The 20,455-nt window shown below is 73.9% G+C and carries 19 protein-coding genes, 1 tRNA gene and 2 pseudogenes; 15 read left to right on the top strand and 7 right to left on the bottom strand.

Translation table 11 applies throughout. From position 1 onward, the window contains the following. Positions 1 to 3: 3 nt before the first annotated feature. A complete protein-coding gene (locus tag AB0P03_RS20625; protein ID WP_363585356.1) occupies positions 4 to 579 on the bottom strand; it encodes a 5-formyltetrahydrofolate cyclo-ligase in 576 nt (191 codons plus the stop codon). Positions 580 to 680: 101 nt separating this feature from the next. Here AB0P03_RS20625 and AB0P03_RS20630 point away from each other — a divergent pair, with 101 nt between their 5' ends. The 8 genes from AB0P03_RS20630 to AB0P03_RS20665 all read left to right on the top strand — a co-directional run bounded on the left by AB0P03_RS20630 (position 681) and on the right by AB0P03_RS20665 (position 7,136). Further along, positions 681 to 1,592, top strand: coding sequence for a GGDEF domain-containing protein (locus AB0P03_RS20630; RefSeq protein ID WP_363630141.1), 912 nt, complete (start codon positions 681 to 683; stop codon positions 1,590 to 1,592). A gap of 50 nt (positions 1,593 to 1,642) precedes the next feature. Next, entirely contained in the window at positions 1,643 to 2,563 is a 921-nt protein-coding gene (galU, locus tag AB0P03_RS20635) for a UTP--glucose-1-phosphate uridylyltransferase GalU (RefSeq protein ID WP_363585354.1), read from the top strand. Positions 2,564 to 2,588: 25 nt separating this feature from the next. Beyond that, positions 2,589 to 3,929: a gephyrin-like molybdotransferase Glp gene (gene glp, locus AB0P03_RS20640; protein WP_363585353.1), complete on the top strand. Its 1,341-nt coding sequence runs from the start codon at positions 2,589 to 2,591 to the stop codon at positions 3,927 to 3,929. Positions 3,930 to 4,082: 153 nt separating this feature from the next. Then, positions 4,083 to 4,523, top strand: coding sequence for a cyclic pyranopterin monophosphate synthase MoaC (moaC, locus tag AB0P03_RS20645; protein WP_363585407.1), 441 nt, complete (start codon positions 4,083 to 4,085; stop codon positions 4,521 to 4,523). Between the two features lie 38 nt (positions 4,524 to 4,561). Further along, positions 4,562 to 5,065, top strand: a complete 504-nt coding sequence (locus AB0P03_RS20650) for a MogA/MoaB family molybdenum cofactor biosynthesis protein (RefSeq protein WP_363619201.1) — start codon at positions 4,562 to 4,564, stop codon at positions 5,063 to 5,065. Beyond that, a complete protein-coding gene (locus AB0P03_RS20655) occupies positions 5,062 to 5,688 on the top strand; it encodes a GNAT family protein (RefSeq protein ID WP_363630191.1) in 627 nt (208 codons plus the stop codon). Before AB0P03_RS20650 ends, AB0P03_RS20655 begins: the two co-directional genes overlap by 4 nt. A 149-nt stretch (positions 5,689 to 5,837) precedes the next feature. Continuing rightward, the gene (gene glpR / locus AB0P03_RS20660; protein WP_363585351.1) at positions 5,838 to 6,980 is read left to right on the top strand and encodes a gephyrin-like molybdotransferase receptor GlpR; all 1,143 of its coding nucleotides are present in this window, start codon (positions 5,838 to 5,840) and stop codon (positions 6,978 to 6,980) included. 82 nt (positions 6,981 to 7,062) lie between these two features. After that, positions 7,063 to 7,136: transfer RNA gene (locus AB0P03_RS20665), tRNA-Ala, on the top strand. A gap of 259 nt (positions 7,137 to 7,395) precedes the next feature. On the opposite strand, the gene AB0P03_RS20670 is transcribed toward AB0P03_RS20665, so the two are convergent. Further along, positions 7,396 to 7,656 (bottom strand): hypothetical protein, encoded by a 261-nt coding sequence (locus tag AB0P03_RS20670; RefSeq protein WP_363585410.1) that lies wholly within the window; start codon positions 7,654 to 7,656, stop codon positions 7,396 to 7,398. Here AB0P03_RS20670 and AB0P03_RS20675 point away from each other — a divergent pair. Beyond that, positions 7,577 to 7,939, top strand: a pseudogene (locus AB0P03_RS20675) (transposase); the annotation flags it as partial. The gene AB0P03_RS20670 and the pseudogene AB0P03_RS20675 sit on opposite strands and share 80 nt — an antisense overlap. A 54-nt stretch (positions 7,940 to 7,993) precedes the next feature. On the opposite strand, the gene AB0P03_RS20680 reads toward AB0P03_RS20675, so the two are convergent. The 5 genes and pseudogenes from AB0P03_RS20680 to AB0P03_RS20700 form a co-directional block, all read right to left on the bottom strand. Then, entirely contained in the window at positions 7,994 to 9,199 is a 1,206-nt protein-coding gene (locus AB0P03_RS20680) for a cytochrome P450 (protein WP_363630143.1), read from the bottom strand. A 93-nt stretch (positions 9,200 to 9,292) separates the two neighbouring features. Beyond that, a complete protein-coding gene (locus AB0P03_RS20685) occupies positions 9,293 to 9,511 on the bottom strand; it encodes a ferredoxin (RefSeq protein WP_359896573.1) in 219 nt (72 codons plus the stop codon). A gap of 253 nt (positions 9,512 to 9,764) precedes the next feature. Next, positions 9,765 to 10,023, bottom strand: a pseudogene (locus tag AB0P03_RS20690) (ATP-dependent DNA ligase); the annotation flags it as partial. 157 nt (positions 10,024 to 10,180) lie between these two features. Next, the gene (locus tag AB0P03_RS20695; RefSeq protein WP_363630145.1) at positions 10,181 to 11,074 is read right to left on the bottom strand and encodes a peptidase; all 894 of its coding nucleotides are present in this window, start codon (positions 11,072 to 11,074) and stop codon (positions 10,181 to 10,183) included. 2 nt (positions 11,075 to 11,076) lie between these two features. Beyond that, a complete protein-coding gene (locus AB0P03_RS20700) occupies positions 11,077 to 12,324 on the bottom strand; it encodes a VWA domain-containing protein (protein WP_350877784.1) in 1,248 nt (415 codons plus the stop codon). A gap of 258 nt (positions 12,325 to 12,582) precedes the next feature. Between AB0P03_RS20700 and AB0P03_RS20705 the strand changes: the two genes are divergently transcribed. The 6 genes from AB0P03_RS20705 to AB0P03_RS20730 all read left to right on the top strand — a co-directional run bounded on the left by AB0P03_RS20705 (position 12,583) and on the right by AB0P03_RS20730 (position 20,454). Next, positions 12,583 to 13,428: an ATP-binding cassette domain-containing protein gene (locus AB0P03_RS20705; protein WP_363630147.1), complete on the top strand. Its 846-nt coding sequence runs from the start codon at positions 12,583 to 12,585 to the stop codon at positions 13,426 to 13,428. Continuing rightward, positions 13,425 to 14,108, top strand: a complete 684-nt coding sequence (locus AB0P03_RS20710; RefSeq protein WP_363630148.1) for an ABC transporter — start codon at positions 13,425 to 13,427, stop codon at positions 14,106 to 14,108. Before AB0P03_RS20705 ends, AB0P03_RS20710 begins: the two co-directional genes overlap by 4 nt. A 186-nt stretch (positions 14,109 to 14,294) precedes the next feature. Beyond that, the gene (locus AB0P03_RS20715; protein WP_363585346.1) at positions 14,295 to 15,671 is read left to right on the top strand and encodes an FtsW/RodA/SpoVE family cell cycle protein; all 1,377 of its coding nucleotides are present in this window, start codon (positions 14,295 to 14,297) and stop codon (positions 15,669 to 15,671) included. After that, positions 15,671 to 17,191 (top strand): penicillin-binding transpeptidase domain-containing protein, encoded by a 1,521-nt coding sequence (locus tag AB0P03_RS20720; protein ID WP_363630149.1) that lies wholly within the window; start codon positions 15,671 to 15,673, stop codon positions 17,189 to 17,191. The genes AB0P03_RS20715 and AB0P03_RS20720 overlap by 1 nt, the downstream gene beginning before the upstream one ends. A gap of 229 nt (positions 17,192 to 17,420) precedes the next feature. After that, positions 17,421 to 18,920, top strand: coding sequence for an amino acid permease (locus AB0P03_RS20725; protein ID WP_363585344.1), 1,500 nt, complete (start codon positions 17,421 to 17,423; stop codon positions 18,918 to 18,920). Positions 18,921 to 19,044: 124 nt separating this feature from the next. Beyond that, on the top strand, positions 19,045 to 20,454 hold the full coding sequence (locus AB0P03_RS20730) for a glycosyltransferase 87 family protein (protein ID WP_363630151.1): 1,410 nt from the start codon (positions 19,045 to 19,047) through the stop codon (positions 20,452 to 20,454). The last annotated feature ends 1 nt before the right edge of the window (position 20,455 follow it).

Here is a 20,455-nt window from a genome sequence, read left to right on the forward strand (position 1 = left end):
GTCTCACCCCAGCCTCCGCAGCCCGGCGGGCGTGACCGCCAGGTCCACCGGGCGGTCGTGCGGTTCGGCCGGCACCTCGTCCAGCAGCTCGTGCTCGTAGAGCAGAACCGCCAGCACCGGCCGCGCGCCCGCCCGCCCCAGCCGGGCCAGCACCCGGTCGTAGCTGCCGCCGCCACGGCCCAGCCGCAGCCCCCGCCGGTCCACCGCCAGGCCCGGCAGCAGCACCACGGAGGCCTCCGTGACCGCCTCCGGGCCGAGCCGAGGGCCGACCGGCTCCAGCAGCCCGCGCCCGGCCGGGGCCAGCTCCTGCGGGCCCCGGTAGGCGGCCCAGTCCAGGTCGTTGTCGGGCAGCAGTACCGGCAGCAGCACCCGCACCCCGCGCGCCCGCAGCGCGTCCAGCAACGGCCTGGTCCCGGGCTCGGCGCCCACCGACACGTACGCGGCCACGGTGGCGCCCGGCGCCGCCAGCTCCCCGGCGTGCCCGGCCAGCGCGAGCGCGGCCTCCGCGCGCCCCTCGGCGGAGAGCGCGCGGCGCCGGGTCAACAGCCGTGTCCTCAGATCGCTCTTCTCGTTGTGCATCGGATCCTCCGCAACTCTGTGCCGTCGAGCCGTGCCGCCGACCGGTCCCGCCGGCCGGCGCCATCGACGCGCAGAGCCTGACACGCGAAAGGGCGCCGCGATTGTCCACCCCGCTGCTGGTCCAGGCCCTGGCCGTGCTCAGCGCCCCCGCGCTGGCCGGCGCCACCGTGCTCGGGCTTCGGCTGCGCCGGGGCGGCGCCGAAGCCGCCGCCCGGCAGGAACGGCTGCGCGAGCGGATCGCCGAACTGGAGACCCGCTGCGCCGACCTGGAGCGCACCGCCTCCTGCGACCCGCTCACCGGCGTGTGGAACTACCGCCACCTGCAGCTCACCCTGGACCGCGAGATCGAGCGCGCCCGCCGCGCCGAGCGGACCGACCAGCCCGAAGGGCCGCGCCCGCTGGCCGTGCTGCTGCTGGAGATCACCGGCTTCGACGCGGTCGTCGCCGAGCACGGCCGCGGCCGCGCCGGCGCGGTGCTGCGCGACCTCGCCCAGCGGCTGGCGATGGAGATCCGCCGTGCCGACACCCTCGGCCGCTACAGCGGAGAGGAGTTCCTGGTGGTGCTGCCGGACACCGGCGCCGAGGGCGCCGCGCAGGTCGCCGAGCGCCTGGTCTGGTCGGTCCGCCGGCACCTGCTGCTCGACTGGTCCTCCGGCCCGCGCGAGTCCCGCCCGGCCCACGGCAACGGCCTCACCGCCGCCGTCGGCGTCGCCGTGCTGCCCGAGGACGGCACCCACGCCGCCGTGCTGCTGCGCGCCGCCGACCGCGCGCTCGCCGAGGCCAGGACGGCCGGCGGCGACTGCTGGCGGGTCCGCCCGGGCCCCGGCGACCGGTCGGCGGCGCGGCCGGCCGCCCCGCCCGCCGCCGGTGCGCGGCCCAACGCGACTGCCGAGCGTGACCGTTCGGGAAAGCCGGGTAGTCTGTCGCCCTGTGCCGACGGGGACCCCCTCGCCCAGCCGGTCAATTCCCATACGCCTGCCGCCGTGGCCGGGCCCCGCGACGTGCTGTCCTAGCCGTCGACCGCGCTCGGCCGGGCGAAAACGTGCCTGAGTAAGGTAAACGCATGACGACGACCAACTCCCGAATCCCGGTAACCAAGGCCGTGGTACCCGCGGCCGGACTGGGCACCCGCTTCCTCCCGGCAACCAAGGCCACTCCGAAGGAGATGCTGCCCGTCGTCGACAAGCCGGCCATCCAGTACGTCGTCGAGGAGGCCTCCTCCGCGGGGCTGTCCGACATACTGATGGTCACCGGCCGTAACAAGCGGGCCCTGGAGGACCACTTCGACCGCGCCTACGAGCTGGAGGAGCTGCTCGCCCGCAAGGGCGACGAGGACCGCCTGCGCCGGGTCCGCGAATCCGTCGAGCTGGCCAACATGCACTACGTCCGCCAGGGCGACCCGAAGGGCCTCGGCCACGCCGTCTCGGTCGCCGAGCAGCACGTGGCCGGCCAGCCCTTCGCCGTCCTCCTCGGCGACGACCTGATCGACCCGCGCGACCCGCTGCTCGCCCGCATGATCGAGGTCCAGCAAGAGCTCGGCGGCTCGGTCGTCGCCCTCATGGAGGTCGACCCCTCCCAGATCCACCTCTACGGCTGCGCCGCCGTCAAGGCGAACGGCTTCGGCGAGGACGTCTTCCAGGTGACCGACCTGGTCGAGAAGCCCGAGACGAACGAGGCCCCCTCGAACTACGCCGTCATCGGCCGCTACGTCCTCGACCCGCTGGTCTTCGACGTGCTGCGGGAGACCCCGCCCGGCCGCGGCGGCGAGATCCAGCTCACCGACGCCCTGCGCGAGCTGACCACCCGCGAGCCGGAGGCCGGCGGCCAGGTCCACGGCGTGCTCTTCAAGGGCCGCCGCTACGACACCGGCGACCGCGCGGACTACCTGCGCGCTATCGTCCGACTGGCCTCCGAGCGCGAGGACCTCGGCCCGGAGTTCCGCTCCTGGCTGCGCGAGTTCGTCGCCTCCGAGCTGCAGGACTGACACGACGACAGAGAGCGAGCCGCCGATGACCGGGTCCACCCAACACACCACCGGATCCGCCGCAGCCTGCTGCGACGGGACCACGGACCCGGCACCGGCGGCCCCCCGCCTCTGGACGGTGGACGAACACCTCTCCGACGTCCTGGCCGCGGTCGGCCCGCTGCCCGCCATCGAGCTGCAACTGCTCGACGCCCAGGGCTGCCGGCTCGACGAGGACGTCCTCGCCGATGGTGACCTGCCGCCCTTCGACAACAGCTCGATGGACGGCTACGCCGTGCGCACCGCCGACACCGCCGGCGCCACCGACCCGTACCCCTCGGTGCTCGCCGTCGTCGGCGACATCGCGGCCGGCGCGGGCGAACTGCCCCGGGTCGGGCCCGGCCAGGCCGCCCGGATCATGACCGGCGCCCCCGTCCCGCCCGGCGCCCAGGCCGTCGCCCCGGTCGAGTGGACCGACGGCGGCACCGGCACCGGGGTGCCCGCCGACGCGATGACCGCGCCCGTCGAGGACGAGGAGGTCCGCGTCCTGCGCCCGGTCGCCGAGGGCGCCCACATCCGCCACCGCGGCAGCGACGTCGCGGCCGGCACCAAGGTCCTGGGGGCCGGCACCCGGCTCGGCCCCACCCAGCTCGGCCTGCTCGCCGCGATCGGCCGCGCCACCGTCAGGGTCCGCCCGCGCCCCCGGGTCGTAGTGCTGTCCACCGGCAGCGAGCTGGTCCAGCCCGGCGAGCCGGTCGGCCCCGGGCAGATCTCCGACTCCAACAGCTTCACCCTCACCGCGGCCGCCCAGGACGCCGGCGCCATCGCCTACCGGGTCGGCGCCGTCCCGGACCAGGCCGACCGGCTGCGCGCCGTCCTGGAGGACCAGCTCGGCCGGGCCGACCTGATCGTCACCAGCGGCGGGGTCAGCGTCGGCGCGTACGACGTGGTCAAGGAGGTCTTCGAGTCCTACGGCGGCGTCGACTTCCGCAGGCTGCGGATGCAGCCCGGCAAGCCGCAGGGCTTCGGCCGGATCGGCGGCCCGGCCGGCGTGCCGCTGCTCGCCCTGCCCGGCAACCCGGTCAGCGCCTACATCTCCTTCGAGCTGTTCGTCCGCCCGGTCATCCGCACCATGCTCGGCGCCGCCGACGTCCACCGCCCGGTGGTCCGCGCGCTCTGCCCGGCGGCGCTGCGCTCCCCGGCCGGCCGCCGGCAGTTCCTGCGCGGCCGCTACTCGGCGGCGGACGGCACCGTCGAGCCGGTGGGCGGCGCCGAGTCGCACCTGGTGGGCGCCCTGGCCCGGGCGAACTGCCTGATCACCGTCCCCGAGGCCGTCACCGCCCTGCCCGCCGGCAGCGAGGTCGACGTGGTCCTGCTCGGTTCCTAGGACATGTCTCGCGGACCAGGCCCCTCCCACGGGGTGTGGCGGGGGAGCTGTACGGTAGCGCGGTATTCGACCTGCGTGCCCCTGGAGCCACCCGTGACGACACCTCCCCCCGGCGACCGCCTCACCCATGTCGACGACCAGGGCGCGGCCCGGATGGTCGACGTCTCCGAGAAGGCCACCACCGCGCGCACCGCCGTCGCGGCCGGCCGGGTCCGGGTCTCCCCGAAGGTGGTCGAGCTGCTGCGCGGCGAGGGCGTGCCCAAGGGCGACGCCCTCGCGGTGGCCCGGATCGCCGGGATCATGGGCGCCAAGAAGACCCCCGACCTGATCCCGCTCTGCCACCCCATCGCCGTCTCCGGCGTCACGGTGGACCTCACGGTCGCGGACGACGCCGTCGAGATCACCGCCACCGTGAGGACCGCCGACCGCACCGGCGTCGAGATGGAGGCGCTGACCGCCGTCGCGGTGGCCGGCCTCACCGTCATCGACATGGTCAAGGCCGTGGACAAGGGCGCTGCCATCGAGTCCGTCCGGGTGCTCAGCAAGACCGGCGGCAAGAGCGGCGACTGGTTCGCGCCGGAGGCGGGCGAGTGAACGGGCGGAGCGAGCTCACCACCGAGGGGTCCGGGCGGATGAGGGCCCTTGCGGTCACCGTGTCCAACCGGGCCTCGGCCGGCGTCTACGAGGACAGGGGCGGCCCGCTGCTGGTGGCCGGCCTGACCGCGATGGGCTTCACCGCCGACGGCCCCCGGGTCGTCCCGGACGGCGAGCCGGTGGAGGCCGTCCTGCGCGAGGCCGTCGCGGCCGGCTACGACGTCGTGCTCACCACCGGCGGTACCGGCATCTCGCCGATGGACCTCACCCCGGAGATGACCGCCCGGGTGATCGACCGGCAGGTCCCCGGCATCGCCGAGTCCATCCGCGCGTACGGCCGGGAGAAGGTGCCGACCTCGGCGCTCTCCCGCGGGCTGGCCGGGCTCGCCGGACGTACCCTGATCGTCAACCTGCCGGGCTCGACCGGCGGCGTCAAGGACGGCCTGGCCGTCCTCGAACCGCTGCTCGTCCACGCCGTCGACCAGCTCGGCGGCGGGGACCACCCCCGGCCGGACGCACCAGCTTCCGGGAGAACGCACTGAACGCCGGTTGGCCGGTAGAACTCCACGAGGGGGAGGTCGCGCTGCGCCCGATCCGGGCCCGCGACCAGCGCGAGTGGCAGGAGGTCAGCCTCCGCAACCGGGACTGGCTGCGCCGCTGGGAGGCGACCGTCCCGCCCGGTCCGGCCGGGCAGGCCGCCGGGCCGCGCCCGACGTTCCGGCAGATGGTGCGCTTCCTGCGCGGTGAGGGCTCGGCCGGGCGGATGCTGCCCTTCGTCGTGCTCTACAAGGGCCAGCTGGTCGGCCAGCTGACCGTGGGCGGCATCACCTGGGGCTCGATGTGCTCGGCGAACGTCGGGTACTGGATCGACGAGGCGGTGGCCGGCCGGGGCATCATGCCGACGGCCGTGGCGCTTTCCGTCAACCACTGCTTCCGCACCCTCGGCCTGCACCGGATCGAGGTCTGCATCCGTCCGGAGAACGGCCCGAGCCGCCGGGTGGTGGAAAAGCTCGGCTTCCGCTCGGAGGGAATCCGCCCGCGCTATCTCCACATCGACGGCGCCTGGCAGGACCACCTGGTGTACGCGCTGACCGCCGAGGAGGTGCCGGAGGGGATGCTGGAACGCTGGCGGTCGATCAGTTCAGGTCACGAGTCAAGTAATTGAATATATGTTCGAAACAAATATCGATATGGCATCGTCGCGACGGCGGACTGGCACAAATACCGGCAAAATAGTCGGAGAATCAGCTTGATCACACGACACGCCGAGCCAAATTGCTGCCAGGCCTTCCCGGCGCCCGTACGGTGTGGATCGTGAGCAGTAGCGGCCTTATCTACGCCGTCATCGTAGGGGCCTGGGCCGCCTATCTGGTGCCGATGTGGCTCCGCAGGCAGGACGAACTCAACGAGGCGCGCCCGACGGAGCGCTTCAGCACCGCCATCCGCCTGCTGGCCGGGCGTTCGGGGCTGGAGCGGCGGGCAGCCCGGGCCCTGGGCGACGAACCGCGTGACGACGAGCACAGCAGCGACGGCCCTCCCGGACGGGACGGGGCCGCCTCCGGCGACCCCGCGGCGGACTCCGCGCCGCCCGCCGTGGGGCCCGAGTCCCCGCCCTCCGTCGAGCCTCCGCCCGCGCCGGTGCCCGCGTCCGCGTCCGCGTCCTCGCCCGCATCCTCGTCCTCGCCCGAGCGGGGCGCCCGGGGAGAGCGTCCGGGCTCCGCGCCGCACGGCGGGGCGCAGCGCCGGGCCCGGCTGCTGGCCCGCCGGCGTCGGATGGTCACCGCCCTCTTCCTGGCCTTCGCGCTCGGCGCCGTGGTCGCGGCGGTGGCCGGACTGGCCTTCCTCTGGGTCCCGGCCGTCCCGGCGATCCTCCTCACCCTGTACATCGGCCACCTGCGCAAGCTGGAGCGCCAGCGCTACGAGGTGAAGCTCGACCGCGCCCGGGCCGCCCAGGCGGCCGAGCGGCTGCGCAAGCGCGAGCAGCAGCGCGCCGCGGCCCGGAGCGTCCCGGCCGAGGCCGTTGACACCCAGGCTCACACCCAGGTCCACACCCAGGCCCACGTCCGGGCCCAGGCCCCGGTTCGTGCCCAGGCCCCGGCCGCCGAGGGGCGGGCCGGGCGCCGCCCGCACCTGCGGCTGGCCGCCGACCCCGGCGAGGCCGCCGTCTCCGCGCCGTCCGCCTCCGCGGTGGCCGAGGCGACCGAGCACGAGGAGTGGGTCGACGGCATGCGCGAGCGCGGCGCGGCCGGCCCGGACTCCTGGGAGCCGGTGCCCGTCCCGCTGCCGACGTACGTCACGGCGCCGGTCGCCCCCCGGGTCTCCCGCGGTCTCGACCTGACGGCCCCCGGCACCTGGACCGCGGGCCGCCCCGCCGAGTCCGCCCGCAACACCCCGCTGTTCGACCAGTACGCCGAACCGTCGGCCCCGGAGGCCCGCCCCCGCGCCGCCAACGAGTGACCTCCCCGGCCCCCGGACCAGCGCCGCATCGCCGGGGGTGGTCACGGCCCCCCTCCGGAAGGTGCTAGAGTTTCTTCTCGTTGGGGCTGTGGCGCAGTCCGGTAGCGCACCTCGTTCGCATCGAGGGGGTCAGGGGTTCGAATCCCCTCAGCTCCACCCAACGACCACTCACGAGTCTGATTCGTGAGTGGTCACGAGATCCCGCTCGACCGATTCGGTCGGGCGGGATTTCTGCTTTGGGCGGGTCTGTTCGAGGCGGCGTGCGATGGCGATGGGGCTTCGTGACGTAGATCACGCGACTGCGCGGGCTTTCTCGGGGTCGGCTGAGCTGTTGCGGTCGTGCGGAAGCCGCCGTCGAGCGGCGGGCCAACGGCTTTGTGGGGTAGGCCACTTCGGGGTGTCTGCGAGTTGTTCGTCAGCTGTGCGGCGGGGGCAGGCCGTTGAAGTCTGCGGGGGCGGGCGTGAGGCCGTCGTAGTCCTCGATGCTGTTCGCCGCTGTCAGCCCGGGGCTGCTGGTGCGGAGCCGGTCCTGGATGGTCAACAGGTCGATCATGAAGACCATCAGGGCGAGCAGGACCGCTTGGGCGACGCGTCCGCCGGTACTGGAGAAGATCCGTGTCCCGCGGACAGGGCCGGGCAGGCCCCGGAAGACGCCCGACAGCGTGGCCGCCGACAAGGCCTACAGCAGCGGCCCGTGCCGCGCCTGCCTGCGCAGGCGCGGCATCCGGCACACGATCCCGGAGAAGGCGGACGGTCAGGCCGCCCGCCTGCGCAAAGGCTCACGCGGCGGGTGCCCACCGGCCTTCGACGAGAAGCGGTACAAGAAGCGCAACACCGTCGAACAGGCCATCAACAAGCTCAAGCACGCCCGAGTGGTCGCAACCCGATACGACAAGCGCGGATACGTCTACCTCGGCACCGTCACCGCAGCCGCTCTCGTCATCTGGCTCCGCACATGATCGCCCGGACAGCTCCGCCTGGTACTCCAGTGAGAGTTCTCCATTGGGCCCCGCTCACCAAGCCACGGGCAGTGACCGCATCCCGTAGATGAACGACTCGGTACGGAACTCGCGCTCGCCGGTCAGCCGCAGCCCCGGCAGCCGGCGGAACAGCGTCTCCAGGGCGATCTGGAGTTCGGCGCGGGCCAGCGGCTGGCCCAGGCACTGGTGTACGCCGAAGCCGAACGCCAGGTGCCGCCGGGCGTCCCGGTCCAGGTCCAGCTCGTCCGTCGCCCGATGGCCGGCGCCGCCGAACACCGCCTCGTCCCGGTTGGCGGTGGAGAGCATCGCCATCACGCCCTCCCCGGCCCGGACGGTGACGCCGCCCAGCTCCACGTCCTCCAGCGCCACCCGGGGCAGGCCGGTGTGCACGATGGTCAGCAGCCGCAACAGCTCCTCCACCGCGCCCGGCAGGGTGGCCGGGTCGGCCAGGCCGGGGATCTGCTCGGGGTGCTCCAGCAGCAGCGCGGTCGACAGCGAGATCATGTTCGCGGTCGTCTCGTGCCCGGCGACCAGCAGCAGCACGCCCATGCCGGCCACGTCGTCCGGGGTCAGGTCGTCCCGCGCCGCGAGTCGGCTGAGGGCATCGTCCTCCGGTTGTGCGCGCTTGCGGGCCGTCAGGTCGCGAAGGTAGTCCCGGACCTCCTCCTGGGCCTCCCGGAGCTGCTCCACGGTGCTCTCCCGGCTGAGCATCGTGCGGCTCAGGTTCTGGAAGCGGTCGTGGTCCTCGTACGGCACGCCGAGCAGCAGGCAGATCACCAGCGAGGGCACCGGCAGCGCGAAGTCGGTGACCAGGTCGGCCGTGGTCCGGCCCGCGGTCATCCGGTCCAGTGCCTCGTCCACGATCCGCTGGATCTCCGGGCGCAGCGCCTCCACCCGCTTGACCAGGAATTCCCCGGTGATCATGCGGCGCTGGCGGGCGTGCTCGGGGTCGTCCAGCCGCAGGAAGTCCGGATTGTCGGTGATCAGCTCGCGAGCGCCGGCGACCAGCAGCGGGAAGGCCGGGTGGCGGATGTCGGCACTGAACCGGCGGTCGGACAGCACGGTGCGGACCTCGGCGAAGCCGGTGACCAGCCAGCAGAGGTCGCCGTCGGGCAGCTCGGCTCTGGTCACCGGCCCGGTGGCGGCGGCCTCGGAGTACGCGGGCGGCGGGCCGAACGGGCAGCCACCGGAGTGCCGGGCCGGCAGCGGGAGGACGGGGGTGGTGGATGCGGTGGTCAAGGCGGGGGTCTCCTCACGTCGCGGGTGTTCTCGTGGGGTTCGGGGCCCGGGAAGGTTCCCGGCGCGGCCTGCGGGGCCGGCGGCGGGGGTCCGTCAGGCCCCGGTCCGTGCGGGCTCGTCCCCGGTGACGGTGATCGCCCGGCCCGGGCAGAGCTCGGAGGCGAGTCTGACGTCGTCGAACTGCTCGGGCAGCAGAACGGTCTGACGGAGTCTCACGAGACTGTCCCGGTCGTCCTGGTCGAAGACCGCGGGGGCGTTCATCACGCACATGCCGGAGCTACAGCAACGGTCCCGGTCGACGCTCACCTGCATGTCGGGCACCTTTCGCCAGGGCGGCGCCGGCTGCCCGGCGGCCGCCTCTCGTTGTCACGGTCAACCTAGCCGTCGCTGGTCCGTTCACGGAGGGGTACGGTGGCCGGATCGAGAATGGCTGACTCGGCCCCTGTGTGTGAACCCCCATTGCGGCGCAATGCGTTTCAACCGGCGGTACTTCGCCGGACGGGTCGGCGGACCAGGCCGCGCGGACGGCCTCACAAGAGCCTTCGGCGGTGGCCAACTCCCGTGCGGAGGCCACCGTGTCGGCCTCGGCGGCGCTCTTGTCCGGCCGGTAGCGCACCACCCGGGGTGAACCGCAGGGCCAGCCCGGCGGGGTAGCGGGGGCCGCGCTGGAGGCCGTCGAAGGCGACCTCGACGACCAGTTCCGGCCGGACCAGCACCGTCCGGGCGTCCCGCCCGGTCTCCCGGGCGAGCAACTCGGCGGTCTGCCAGGCGAGCGTCCGCTCGGTCAGCCCCTTGAAGGTCTTGCCGAGCATCACCCACGGGCCGAGCCCCGGCTCGCCGGCCGCCCGGGCGGCGGCGAGGCCCTCGGACGGTCCCGGTCGCCGGTCGGTCGCGCACGGGGGCGGGAGCGGGAACCGGAGCGGGAACGGCCGAGGGCCGGCCGGGGGAGTCCGGTCGGCCCTCAGGGTTGGGCGGGGTGGGTCAGGGGCGCTGGGAACCGGCGTAGGGGCCGGGCTGGGGGGTGCCGGACTGCGGCGGGACGGCGCCGTAGCGGGGCGGGCGGTAGCCGCGTGGGTGCCGGGTCAGGTTGTAGCCCAGGACGCCCGCCAGGGCGGCCAGGGCGCCGCCGCCGATGGTCCAGTACCAGCGGCTGTTCCAGCCGGAGAACCAGCCGGTGTACCAGTGCTCCTCGGCCGCCACCGGGGCGGCCGCCTTGGCGGTGCTGGCGCCGCCGCCGGCCGGCGGGACCAGCGGGGCCTTGAGCTCGCCGCCCTCCGGCTGGGCGTTGTCCGCGTTGCCCTTGGCACTGACGTGCAGCTGGACGGAGGTGGCCAGGCCCAGGTCGGTCTGCGGGACGTCGCTGACCGAGAGCCGCACGTAGTAGGTGCCGGGCAGCGGGTCGCCGGACCACGGCTCGGCCCAGGAGCGGATCTCGCGCAGGGTGCAGCTCAGCGTGAGCGTGCCGGTGTTCTGGTCGCCGGTGGCGTTCTGGGTGCCGGCGGTGCAGGACTGGCGGCGGCGGAGCCCGTCGAAGACCTCGGCGGACCAGGTCTGCGGGCCGTGCCGGTCGGTCGCGGGGGCCAGGTTGACGGTCAGGCCGATCGTCGGGGTCTGGCCCTCGGAGGCGCCGAACGCCCAGTACAGGTAGTCACCGGTGGAGGCGGCGACGTTGGCGTCCTGGCCGGGGGAGAGGTTGGTCGCGGTCAGGAAGGAGGTGCCGGCCTTGGTGGCCGGGGCCGGGGCGCCGCTCGCGCTCGCGCTCGCCGAGGGCGAGGGGGAGGCGGCGGAGGCGGTCGGGGCGGCCAGTGCGAGGGCGGGCAGCAGGGCGAGGGCGGCGAGGGCGCCGCGAAGGGTCGTGCGCGTGGTCGGTCGCATGGTCAGTTCTCCCGCCAGACAGAGATCCGCCAGCGGGCGATCCAGCCGAACACCAGGCCGAACAGCAGTCCGGCGAGGGTGAGGGTGAGCAGCAGGATCCAGCCGCGGCCCAGGCCCATCGCCGCGCCCTCGGGGGCGGACGAGGCGGTGGCCAGGTCGACGGTCAGCTCCAGCGGCAGGCCGGGGTCGGCCTGGACGCCGGCCTGCGGGGCCAGCGAGTTGCTGACGACCAGGCAGACGGTGGTCTCCGGCTTGGCGCTCGACGAGGAGGTCGGGCCGGTGGTGATGTAGCCCTTGGAGTCGCTGGTGGACCAGCGCAGGCCGGTGGAGATCACGTCGGTGCGGCTGCTGCCGGCGTCGGTGCCGCGGACCAGCTCCTGGCCGGTCGCGCTGGTGGCCTGCAGCAGGACGCCGTAGTCCCGGGCCACCGCGCGGTCCAGACCGACGCTGACCGAGGCGCGCAGCTCCTGGCCGGACTTGACCGGGACCTTGTAGACGCGGTGCTCGGAGAACTTCTCGCGGTCGCTGTACACGCCCGGGGCGAGCACCGGGGCGCTCTCGCACTTGTCGGCGCCGGAGGTCTTCACCGGGGTCACCGCGTAGGTGTCGTTGGAGCGGTCGACCAGCTGCTTCACCTTGTCGGTGAGCTGCTCCTGGGTGCGGACGTCGGTGTAGGTGCCGCCGGTCGCGTTGGCGATGCAGAGCAGCTGCTGGCGGGTCTTGTCGTCGTGGGCCAGGCCGAGGGTGTCGACGACCAGGTGGATTCCCTGGGAGGCGAGTTCACGGGCGACGTCGCAGGGGTCCGGCGGGGTGCAGGTGTCCTCGCCGTCGGTGATCAGCACCACCCGGCGGGTGGTCTCGCCCTTGCCGAGGTCCTGGGCCGCGCCGCGCAGGGCCAGGCCGATCGGGGTCCAGCCGGTGGGCCGCAGGGTGGCGACGGCCGTCTTGGCCTCGACCTTGTTGGTCTTGCCGACCGGGTACAGCTGCTTGGTGTCCTGGCAGCCCTGGGTCTTGTCGTTGCCGGGGTAGTTCGCGCCCAGGGTGCGGATGCCGAACTCGGTCTCCGCGGGCAGCGCGTCGATCACGTCGTTCAGGGACTGCTGGGCCACCGAGATCCGGCTCTTGCCCTGGATGTCCCGCTCGTTCATGGAGCCGCTGACGTCCAGGACGAGGTCGACCCTGGGGGCCTCCTTGGGCGCTGCGGCTCCGGCTGATGGTTCGTCGGCGTGGGCGGGCAGGCCGATGAGCAGCGAGGCGCCCGTTATCGCCAGGGCGCCCAGCAGGCTGCCGAGCCTGGTCTTTGGTCGTCGTCCGGTAGTCACCCGGTGATCCTAGGGATCATCAGTTCGCGATGGCCAAACGAGAGCGGATCGTGTGCCACCTCGCCACGGCGTGAACTCCGGCGCGTGGAAAGGCGGTCGGGGCTGCGCGGACTTACGTCCGCCCTACCCGGGCTGGATAGCCTTCCGTGCGGGTTTCGTGCGAGTCCGGGCGGGAATGGGGGCGCGGTGGAGCTGACGGGGGTCGGAAAACGGTACGGGCGGCGCGGGCGATGGGTCCTGCGCGGGGTCGATCTCGCCGTCGGGCCGGGGGAGTTGGTGCGGATCGCCGGGGCGAACGGGAGCGGCAAGTCGACGCTGCTCCGGCTGGCGGCCGGGATCGAGCGGCCGACCGCCGGGCGGGTGGCCCGCCCGGGCGGTGCCGCGTACGTGCCCGAACGCTTCCCGCCCGCGCTGCCGTTCGACGCCGCCTCGTACCTGCTGCGGGTGGGCCGGGTGCACGGGCTGTCGGCGGAGCGGGCGCGGCGGCGGGCGGGGGACTGGCTGGACCGCTTCGGCATCGCGGACCGGGCGGGCACCCCGCTGAGCCGGCTGTCGAAGGGCACCTGCCAGAAGGTCGCGGTCGCGCAGGCGCTGCTCGCGCAGGCCCCGGTCCTGCTGCTGGACGAGGCCTGGACCGGGCTCGACCCCGACGCCAGGGCGGTGCTGGACGAGGCGGCCGCGGAGCGGGCGGCGGACGGCGGGGCGGTGCTGTTCGTCGACCACGACCCGGCCCGGCTGGCCGGGCTGACCAGCGCCGCCTACCAGGTCGGCGCGGACGGCGGTCTGCGGCCCGCCGAGGAGGCGGGGCCCGTGCCGGACGGCGGCCCGGAGACGGAGGTCGAGGTGGACGTCCCGGACGGCACCCCGCTGCCGCCCCGGCTGCCCGGGGCGCCGCGGCTCACCCCGCTGGCCGGCACGGCCGTGCGGCTGACCGTGCCGGCCGCGCACACGGAAGCGCTGCTGCGCCGGCTGCTGCTCGGCCGACCGGCCGTCCGGGTGCTGGCGGTGCGGCAGCGGGAGGGGCGGCGGTGAGGCAGCTCGGGGCGCTGACCCGGTACCACCTGGAACTGCTGGTGCGCTCGCACGCCTGGCTGCCGCCGTTCCTGGCGTACGCGCTGCTGCTGGTGGTGGGCGTGTCGGCGGGCAACCCGCTGCTGGGCGACCTCGGCTACGGCGCGGCCGTGCTGCTGCCGGTGAGCGCCTGGTACGTGCGCAGCGCGCTCGGGGCGGAGCCGCCGGCCTCGCGGGCCTGCCTGGTCGCGGCGGCGGGGCCGCCGCGGGTGCACCTGGGCGCGCTGCTGGCGGCGCTGACGGCCGGGCTGGTGCTGGCGGCGGCCGAGGTGGCGGCGCTGTGGTGGCTGAGCGGGACGGTGGCCAACCCGGGGGTGGAGCGGCAGCCGCCGGTCGGACCTGCGCTGGCGGCCGGGGCGTCGGCCGCGGTGGTGTGCGTGCTGCTGGGGGTGGCGGCCGGGGCGCTGGCGAACCGGCCGGTGCTGGCGCGGCCGCAGTACGGCATCGCGCTGGCGCTGGCGTTGGCCGCGTTGGCGTTGGTGGCGCCGCTCTCGCCGGCCAACGCGGCGGTCCGCGGTCTGGTCTCGGCGGCCCGCACCGGTCGGGTCGCCGTGCCGTGGGCGGAACTGCCGCCCGCCGCCGCCCTGCTGGCCGCGGCGGCGGCCGGGGCGGCGGCACTGGCCGGACGGCGGCCCGAGTGAGCGGAGGATTCATGCCAAGGGCGGACACACCGCAGCAAAAAGCCGATAAATATGGATAGTGCTCGTTAGGGTGACGAACCTGGGTGAACCGGCTTCGTGTCGCCGGTCCATTCCGATTGGCATCCCCCGGAACAGCGCTCCGGCTCCCCGCGACCCCCAGGACGGTCCGTGGCGACACCCCCCGCCGTGACGAGAACCGCAGCCCGGCCGAGCCGGCCGGTGCCGACCAGGCGCACCACCGAGCTGCTGCTGGTCCTGGCCGCCGTGCTGATCGCCGTGTTCGGCTACGTCGAGGTCGGCGTCAACCTGGACGGCAGGGTGCCGGCCGACGCGGCCGAGTACGGCGCCGCGCTCGGCGTGCTCGCCCTGCTGGCGCACGCCGTGGTCCGCCGGCGGGCCCGGTACGCGGACCCGCTGCTGCTGCCGATCGCGGTGCTGCTCAACGGGATCGGCCTGGTGGTGATCTACCGGCTCGACCGCGCCACCTCGGGCGTCGGCGCGGCCTCCACCCAGCTGCTCTGGTCGAGCCTGGGGGTGGCGCTGTTCATCGCGGTCGTGCTGCTGGTGCGCGACCACCGGCGGCTGCAGCGGTACGCCTACCTCGGGGCGCTGGTGGCGCTGGTCCTGCTGGTGCTGCCGATCTTCTTCCCGCCGGTGTACGGCTCGCGGATCTGGATCGTCCTCGGGCCGCTGTCCTTCCAGCCGGGGGAGTTCGCCAAGATCCTGCTGGCCGTCTTCTTCGCCGCCTACCTGGCGGTGCACCGGGACGCGCTGGCGCTCACCGGCCGCCGGGTCTGGCGCTGGCAGCTGCCTCGCGGCCGGGTGCTCGGGCCGGTGCTGCTGATCTGGGCGGCGTTCGTCGGCGTCCTGGTGCTGGAGACGGACCTCGGCACCTCGCTGCTGTTCTTCGGCCTGTTCGTGGTGATGCTGTACGTGGCCACCGCGCGCACCGGGTGGATCGTGATCGGGCTGGTCCTGGCGGCGGTCGGGGCGGTCACGGTGGGCTGGCTCTCGCCGCACGTGCACAGCCGGGTGACGGACTGGCTGGACCCGCTGGGCTCGATCGCGGCGGGCAAGGGCGCCAACCAGATCGCCCAGTCGCTGTTCGCCTTCGCCTGGGGCGGGGAACTGGGCACCGGGCTCGGCGACGGGCACTCGGTGCTGATCGGCTTCGCCGCCAAGTCGGACTTCATCCTCGCCACCATCGGCGAGGAACTCGGCCTGACCGGGCTCGTCGCGGTGTTCCTGCTGTACGCGCTGCTGATCTCCCGGGGGTTCCGGACGGGCATCGCGCTGCGCGACCCGTTCGGGCGGCTGCTGGCGATCGGCCTGGCCGCGATCGTCGGCCTCCAGGTGTTCGTGGTGGCCGGCGGGGTGCTCGACCTCATCCCGCTGACCGGGATGACGCTGCCGTTCGTCGCGCAGGGCGGCTCCTCGGTGGTCACCAACTGGATCATCGTGGCGTTGCTGGTGCGGATGAGCGACATCGCGCGTCGGCCGGCCCCGGCCCCGGCCCCGGTCCTGCCCGTGTCCGTGTCCGCGCCCGTGTCGGAGGAGGACTGATGGTGCGCACCCGCTCCCGTCCGCGCGCCCGGGGCAACGGGCCGCAGGGCCTGCCGGGCATCTCCGTCACCGGGCGCCGCGCGGGCGTCTTCTGCCTGCTGCTGGTCGCGGCGCTGTGCGTCCAGGCCACCCGGGTGCAGGTGTTCCAGGCCAAGGACCTCAACCACAACGCCGCCAACCAGCGGCTCACCATCGAGCGGTACTCGCAGCCGCGCGGCGACATCCGGGTCGGCGCGGACACCGTGACCGGCTCCGAGCCCACCGGCGGCCGGTACGACTACAAGCGCACCTACACCGACGGTCCGACGTACGCGGCCGTCACCGGCTTCGCCTCGCAGGCGTACGGCAACACCCAGCTGGAGGGGGTCGAGGACGACCTGTTGTCCGGGACGGACAGCAGACTGGCCGGCTGGGCGGTCTGGGACGCCGTCGCCCGCAGGCAGAACCCCGGCGGGGACGTCTACACCACCCTGAACCGGGCCGCCCAGGAGGCCGCGGTGCGCGGGCTCGGCAGCCAGAAGGGCGCGGTGGCCGCGATCGAGCCGGCCACCGGCCGGATCCTCGCCCTGGCCAGCACGCCGTCCTACGACCCGGGCAGCTTCGCCGGCTCCGCCGCGGCCGACCAGGCCGCCTGGAACCGGCTGCAGGCCGACACCGACCAGCCGATGCTCAACCGGGCGCTGCGCCAGACCTACCCGCCGGGCTCGACCTTCAAGGTGGTCACGGCGGCGGCCGCGCTCGCGGCCGGGGTGGTCACCGACCCCGACGCGCCGACCGACGCGCCGTACCCGTACGTGCTGCCCGGGACGACCACGCCGCTGGTCAACGACACCTCGGCGTGCGACCGGCCCGGCCAGTCGCTGGACACCGCGATGGTCTACAGCTGCAACAGCGTGCTGGGCTACCTCGGGGTGCGGACCGGGCTGGACCCGATGGTGGCGATGGCCGAGAACTTCGGCTTCAACGACGCCAGGCTGGACATGCCGGTGCGCCCGGCCCGGTCCAACTTCGACACCACGATGAACCAGTCGCAGGTGGCGCTCTCCTCGATCGGGCAGTTCGACACCGCGGCGACCCCGCTGGTGATGGCGATGGTCGCGGCCGGGATCGCCAACGACGGGACGGTGATGCGTCCACAGCTCGTGGACAGACTGACGAAGGGCGACGGCACCGCGGTGCAGCTGATGAAACCCGCCGTGTACCGGCGGGCGATGACCCCGGCGGTGGCCGGGCAGGTGCAGAAGCTGATGACCGACGTGGTGGAGAACGGCACCGGCGGCAACGCCCGGATCGGCGGCGCGGTGGTCGGCGGCAAGACCGGCACCGCGCAGCACGGGGTGGACAACAGCGGGACGCCGTACGCCTGGTTCATCTCCTGGGCCAAGCCCGCCGGCTCGGACGCGGTGCCGCCGGTGGCGGTGGCCGTGGTGATCGCGGACAGTGACGCCACGGACGTCACCGGCGGCGGGCTGGCCGCGCCGATCGCCCGCTCGGTGATGCGGGCGGTGCTGGGCCGCTGAACTGCTGCCTTAGCTGCTGGACGGCGAATCCGCCGTCTGCGAAGTGTCCGGTTTGTATAGACTCATGCGCCAATTCGTACAATGCGCCGATCCGGACTGTTCGTTTGCGACACTGGTGCTTTCGCGGGGTACTGTCCCATCTTTGTTCGGTTGGTCCCCGATGACACCCCATGACGCGTCGAGTGACCGGCCGCCAGGACACCCTCCCCCGCCCAGAAGGACCGCAGCTGTGACCAGCAACTCTCTCGGTGCGCGTCTGCTGCGACGCAAGCCCGTCTCGTCCCTCATCGCCGAGAGCGAGGGCCGGGACGGCCTCCCGGCCGGTGCGCCCGAGGAGGGCGGACGCTCCGGCATCCACCTGCGTCGCACGATCGGCCTCTGGCAGCTGTCCTCGATCGGCATCGGCGCCACCATCGGCACCGGCATCTTCTTCGTGCTCAGCAGCGCGGTGCCCTCGGCCGGCCCGGCCGTCATCCTGTCCTTCGTGCTCGCCGCGGTCACCGCCGGACTCACCGCGCTCTGCTACGCCGAGATGGCCTCCGCGATCCCGGTCTCCGGATCCTCGTACTCCTACGCCTACGCCACCCTCGGCGAGGGCGTCGCGTTCGGCGTCGGCATCTGCCTGCTGATGGAGTACGGCGTCTCCGCCTCCGCGATCGCGGTGAGCTGGGCCGAGTACCTGAACAAGTTCTTCGACCTGACCTTCGGCTTCACCATCCCGGAGCAGTTGTCCGGCGCGCCGAACGACACCCACTGGTTCAACCTGCCGGCGCTGCTGCTGGTCGCGATGGTCTGCGTGCTGCTCATCCGCGGCGTCAGCGAGTCGGTGAAGGTCAACGCGGCCATGGTCGGGATCAAGATCCTGATCCTGCTGCTGTTCGTCGGCGTCGCGCTCACCGGCTTCCACTCCGGCAACCTGACCCCGTTCATGCCGCTCGGCATCGGCGGCGTGCAGGTCGCCGCCTCCAGCATCTTCTTCTCCTTCATCGGCCTGGACGCCGTGTCCACCGCCGGTGAGGAGGTCAAGAACCCGCGCCGCACCCTGCCGCTGGCGATCATCATCTCGCTGGTCGTGGTGACCCTGCTCTACATCCTGGTCGCCCTCGCCGGCATCGGCGCCCAGCCGTGGCAGAAGTTCCAGGGCCAGGAGGCCGGCCTCGCCCAGATCCTCCAGGACATCACCGGCCAGACCTGGCCCTCGATCGTCTTCGCGATCGGCGCGATCCTCTCGATCTTCAGCATCACCCTCGTGGTGATCTACGGCCAGACCCGCATCCTGTACTCCATGGGCCGCGACGGCATGCTGCCCAAGCGCTTCGCCGAACTCTCCCCGCGCACCGGCACCCCGGTCTGGAACACCCTCGTGGTGGGCCTCGGCGTCGGCGCGCTGGCCGCCTTCGTCCCGCTGAAGGAACTGGCCGACATCACCAGCCTCGGGACGCTCATCGCCTTCTCGGTCGTCTCGATCGGCGTGATCATCCTGCGCCGCACCCAGCCCGACCTGCCGCGCGGCTTCAAGGTCCCCGGCTACCCGGTCGTCCCGCTGCTCAGCGTCGCCTTCTGCGCCTACCTGATCACCGGCCTGCACGCCGACACCTTCCGGGCCGGCGCGATCGCCCTCGCCGTCGCCGTGGTCGTCTACTTCGGCTACAGCATCAAGCACTCCAAGCTGGAACAGCAGGCGCAGGCCGCCACGGCGGACAGCTCCACCGGCCACCGCAACAGCTGAGCCGGACGAATCCGGACATGGGGGGCCGCCGGCCACGACACCCGGCGGCCCCCCTCATGCCACCTCCCGCTACGTGCCCCACGCCATGGCGACAGGGCCCGGCCACCACCCATAACCTTCCACCATGGTGAGCACCCGCACGCCCGGCTTCTCCCGCCCGCGCGGCCGCTTCACCGGCCGCAGCAGAACGCCGGCCCCGCCGACCCCTGCCGGAGCGCCGTCCGGACCAGGACGACCGCCCCTCGGCTTCTCCAGTCGGCCGTTCCCCCGCCAGCGTGGCGAGAGCACGTTCCCGCCCACGCCCGATCGGCTGAATCCCGCCCGACTCGCCTCGATGCGCACCGTCCAACTGCTCGGCTGCCTGATCGCGGCCGGCTGGGCGGCCGCCTTCCCGCTCGTCTCCGACCTGCCCAACCAGCGGATGTGGGGTTTCATCGCGGCCCCCGCCTACGTCCTGGCCGGGCTGCTCTGCGTCACCCTGCCGCGCCGCTACGCGGCCCGCGCCGCCGCCGTGGTCGCGCTCGCCGGGGCCGTCCTCGCGCCGCTCGCCCTGCTCGCCGTGCAGGGCCGCCACCAGTCCGAGGTGATGGTGGTCGAACGCTCGGCCCACCTGCTGCTCACCACCGGCAGCCCGTACCTGCCGCACCCGGTGGTGGTCACCGACTACAACCCGTACCTGCCGGCCATGACCCTGTTCGGGATGCCGCGCCAACTGCTGGGCGACGGCTCCGACCTCGCCCAGGTCGCCGGGGACGCCCGGATCTGGTTCGCGCTGGCCTTCGTGGTCTGCCTGCTGGCCAGCTGGCGGCTGCTGCGGCCCACCCGCGAGCGCGCGCCGCTGCTGCCGCTCGCCGTGCTCACCGCCTCGCCGCTGATCTCGCTGGCCCTCGTCGTCGGCGGGGTGGACCTGCCGCTGATCGGCCTCTGCTGCCTCGCCATGGCGCTCGCCGAGCGGGACCGCACCGTCGGCGCCGGCCTGGTGCTCGCCCTCGCCTGCACCCTCAAGTGGACGGCCTGGCCGGCGCTGCCGGTCGCCGCCCTGCTGCTGTGGCGGCTGTACGGCCGCCGACCCGCCGCCCGGACCACGCTGATCGCGCTCGGTACCGGCCTGGCCGTGCTCCTGCCCTCCGCGCTGACCCGGGCGGACGCACTGCGCGAGCAGGTGGTGCGCTTCCCGCTCGGGCTCACCGCCATCCGCACGCCGGCCGGCAGCCCGCTGCCCGGCAAGGTGCTGGCCGGCTTCGGGCCGACCGGGCACTCCGTCTCGCTGGCGCTGATGACCATGGGCGGGATCGGGGTGGCCATCTGGCTGCTCGCCCGGCCGCCGGTGTCCGCGATCGCGGCCGCCGACCTGCTGGCCGCCGGGCTGGCGATCGCGTTCATGCTCGCCCCGGCCGGGCGGTTCGGCTACCTCGCCCTGCCGGTGGTCCTGGTGATCTGGCCGCGGCTGGCGGCCCGGCGCTGGAGCAGCCGGCGCCCGATCCCGCCGCACCGGCTGCCGGGCAGACCGGAGCCCGCCCTGCCACGGGGCTGAG

Source organism: Kitasatospora sp. NPDC088779, assembly GCF_040685395.1.
Classification (GTDB): Bacteria; Actinomycetota; Actinomycetes; order Streptomycetales; family Streptomycetaceae; genus Kitasatospora.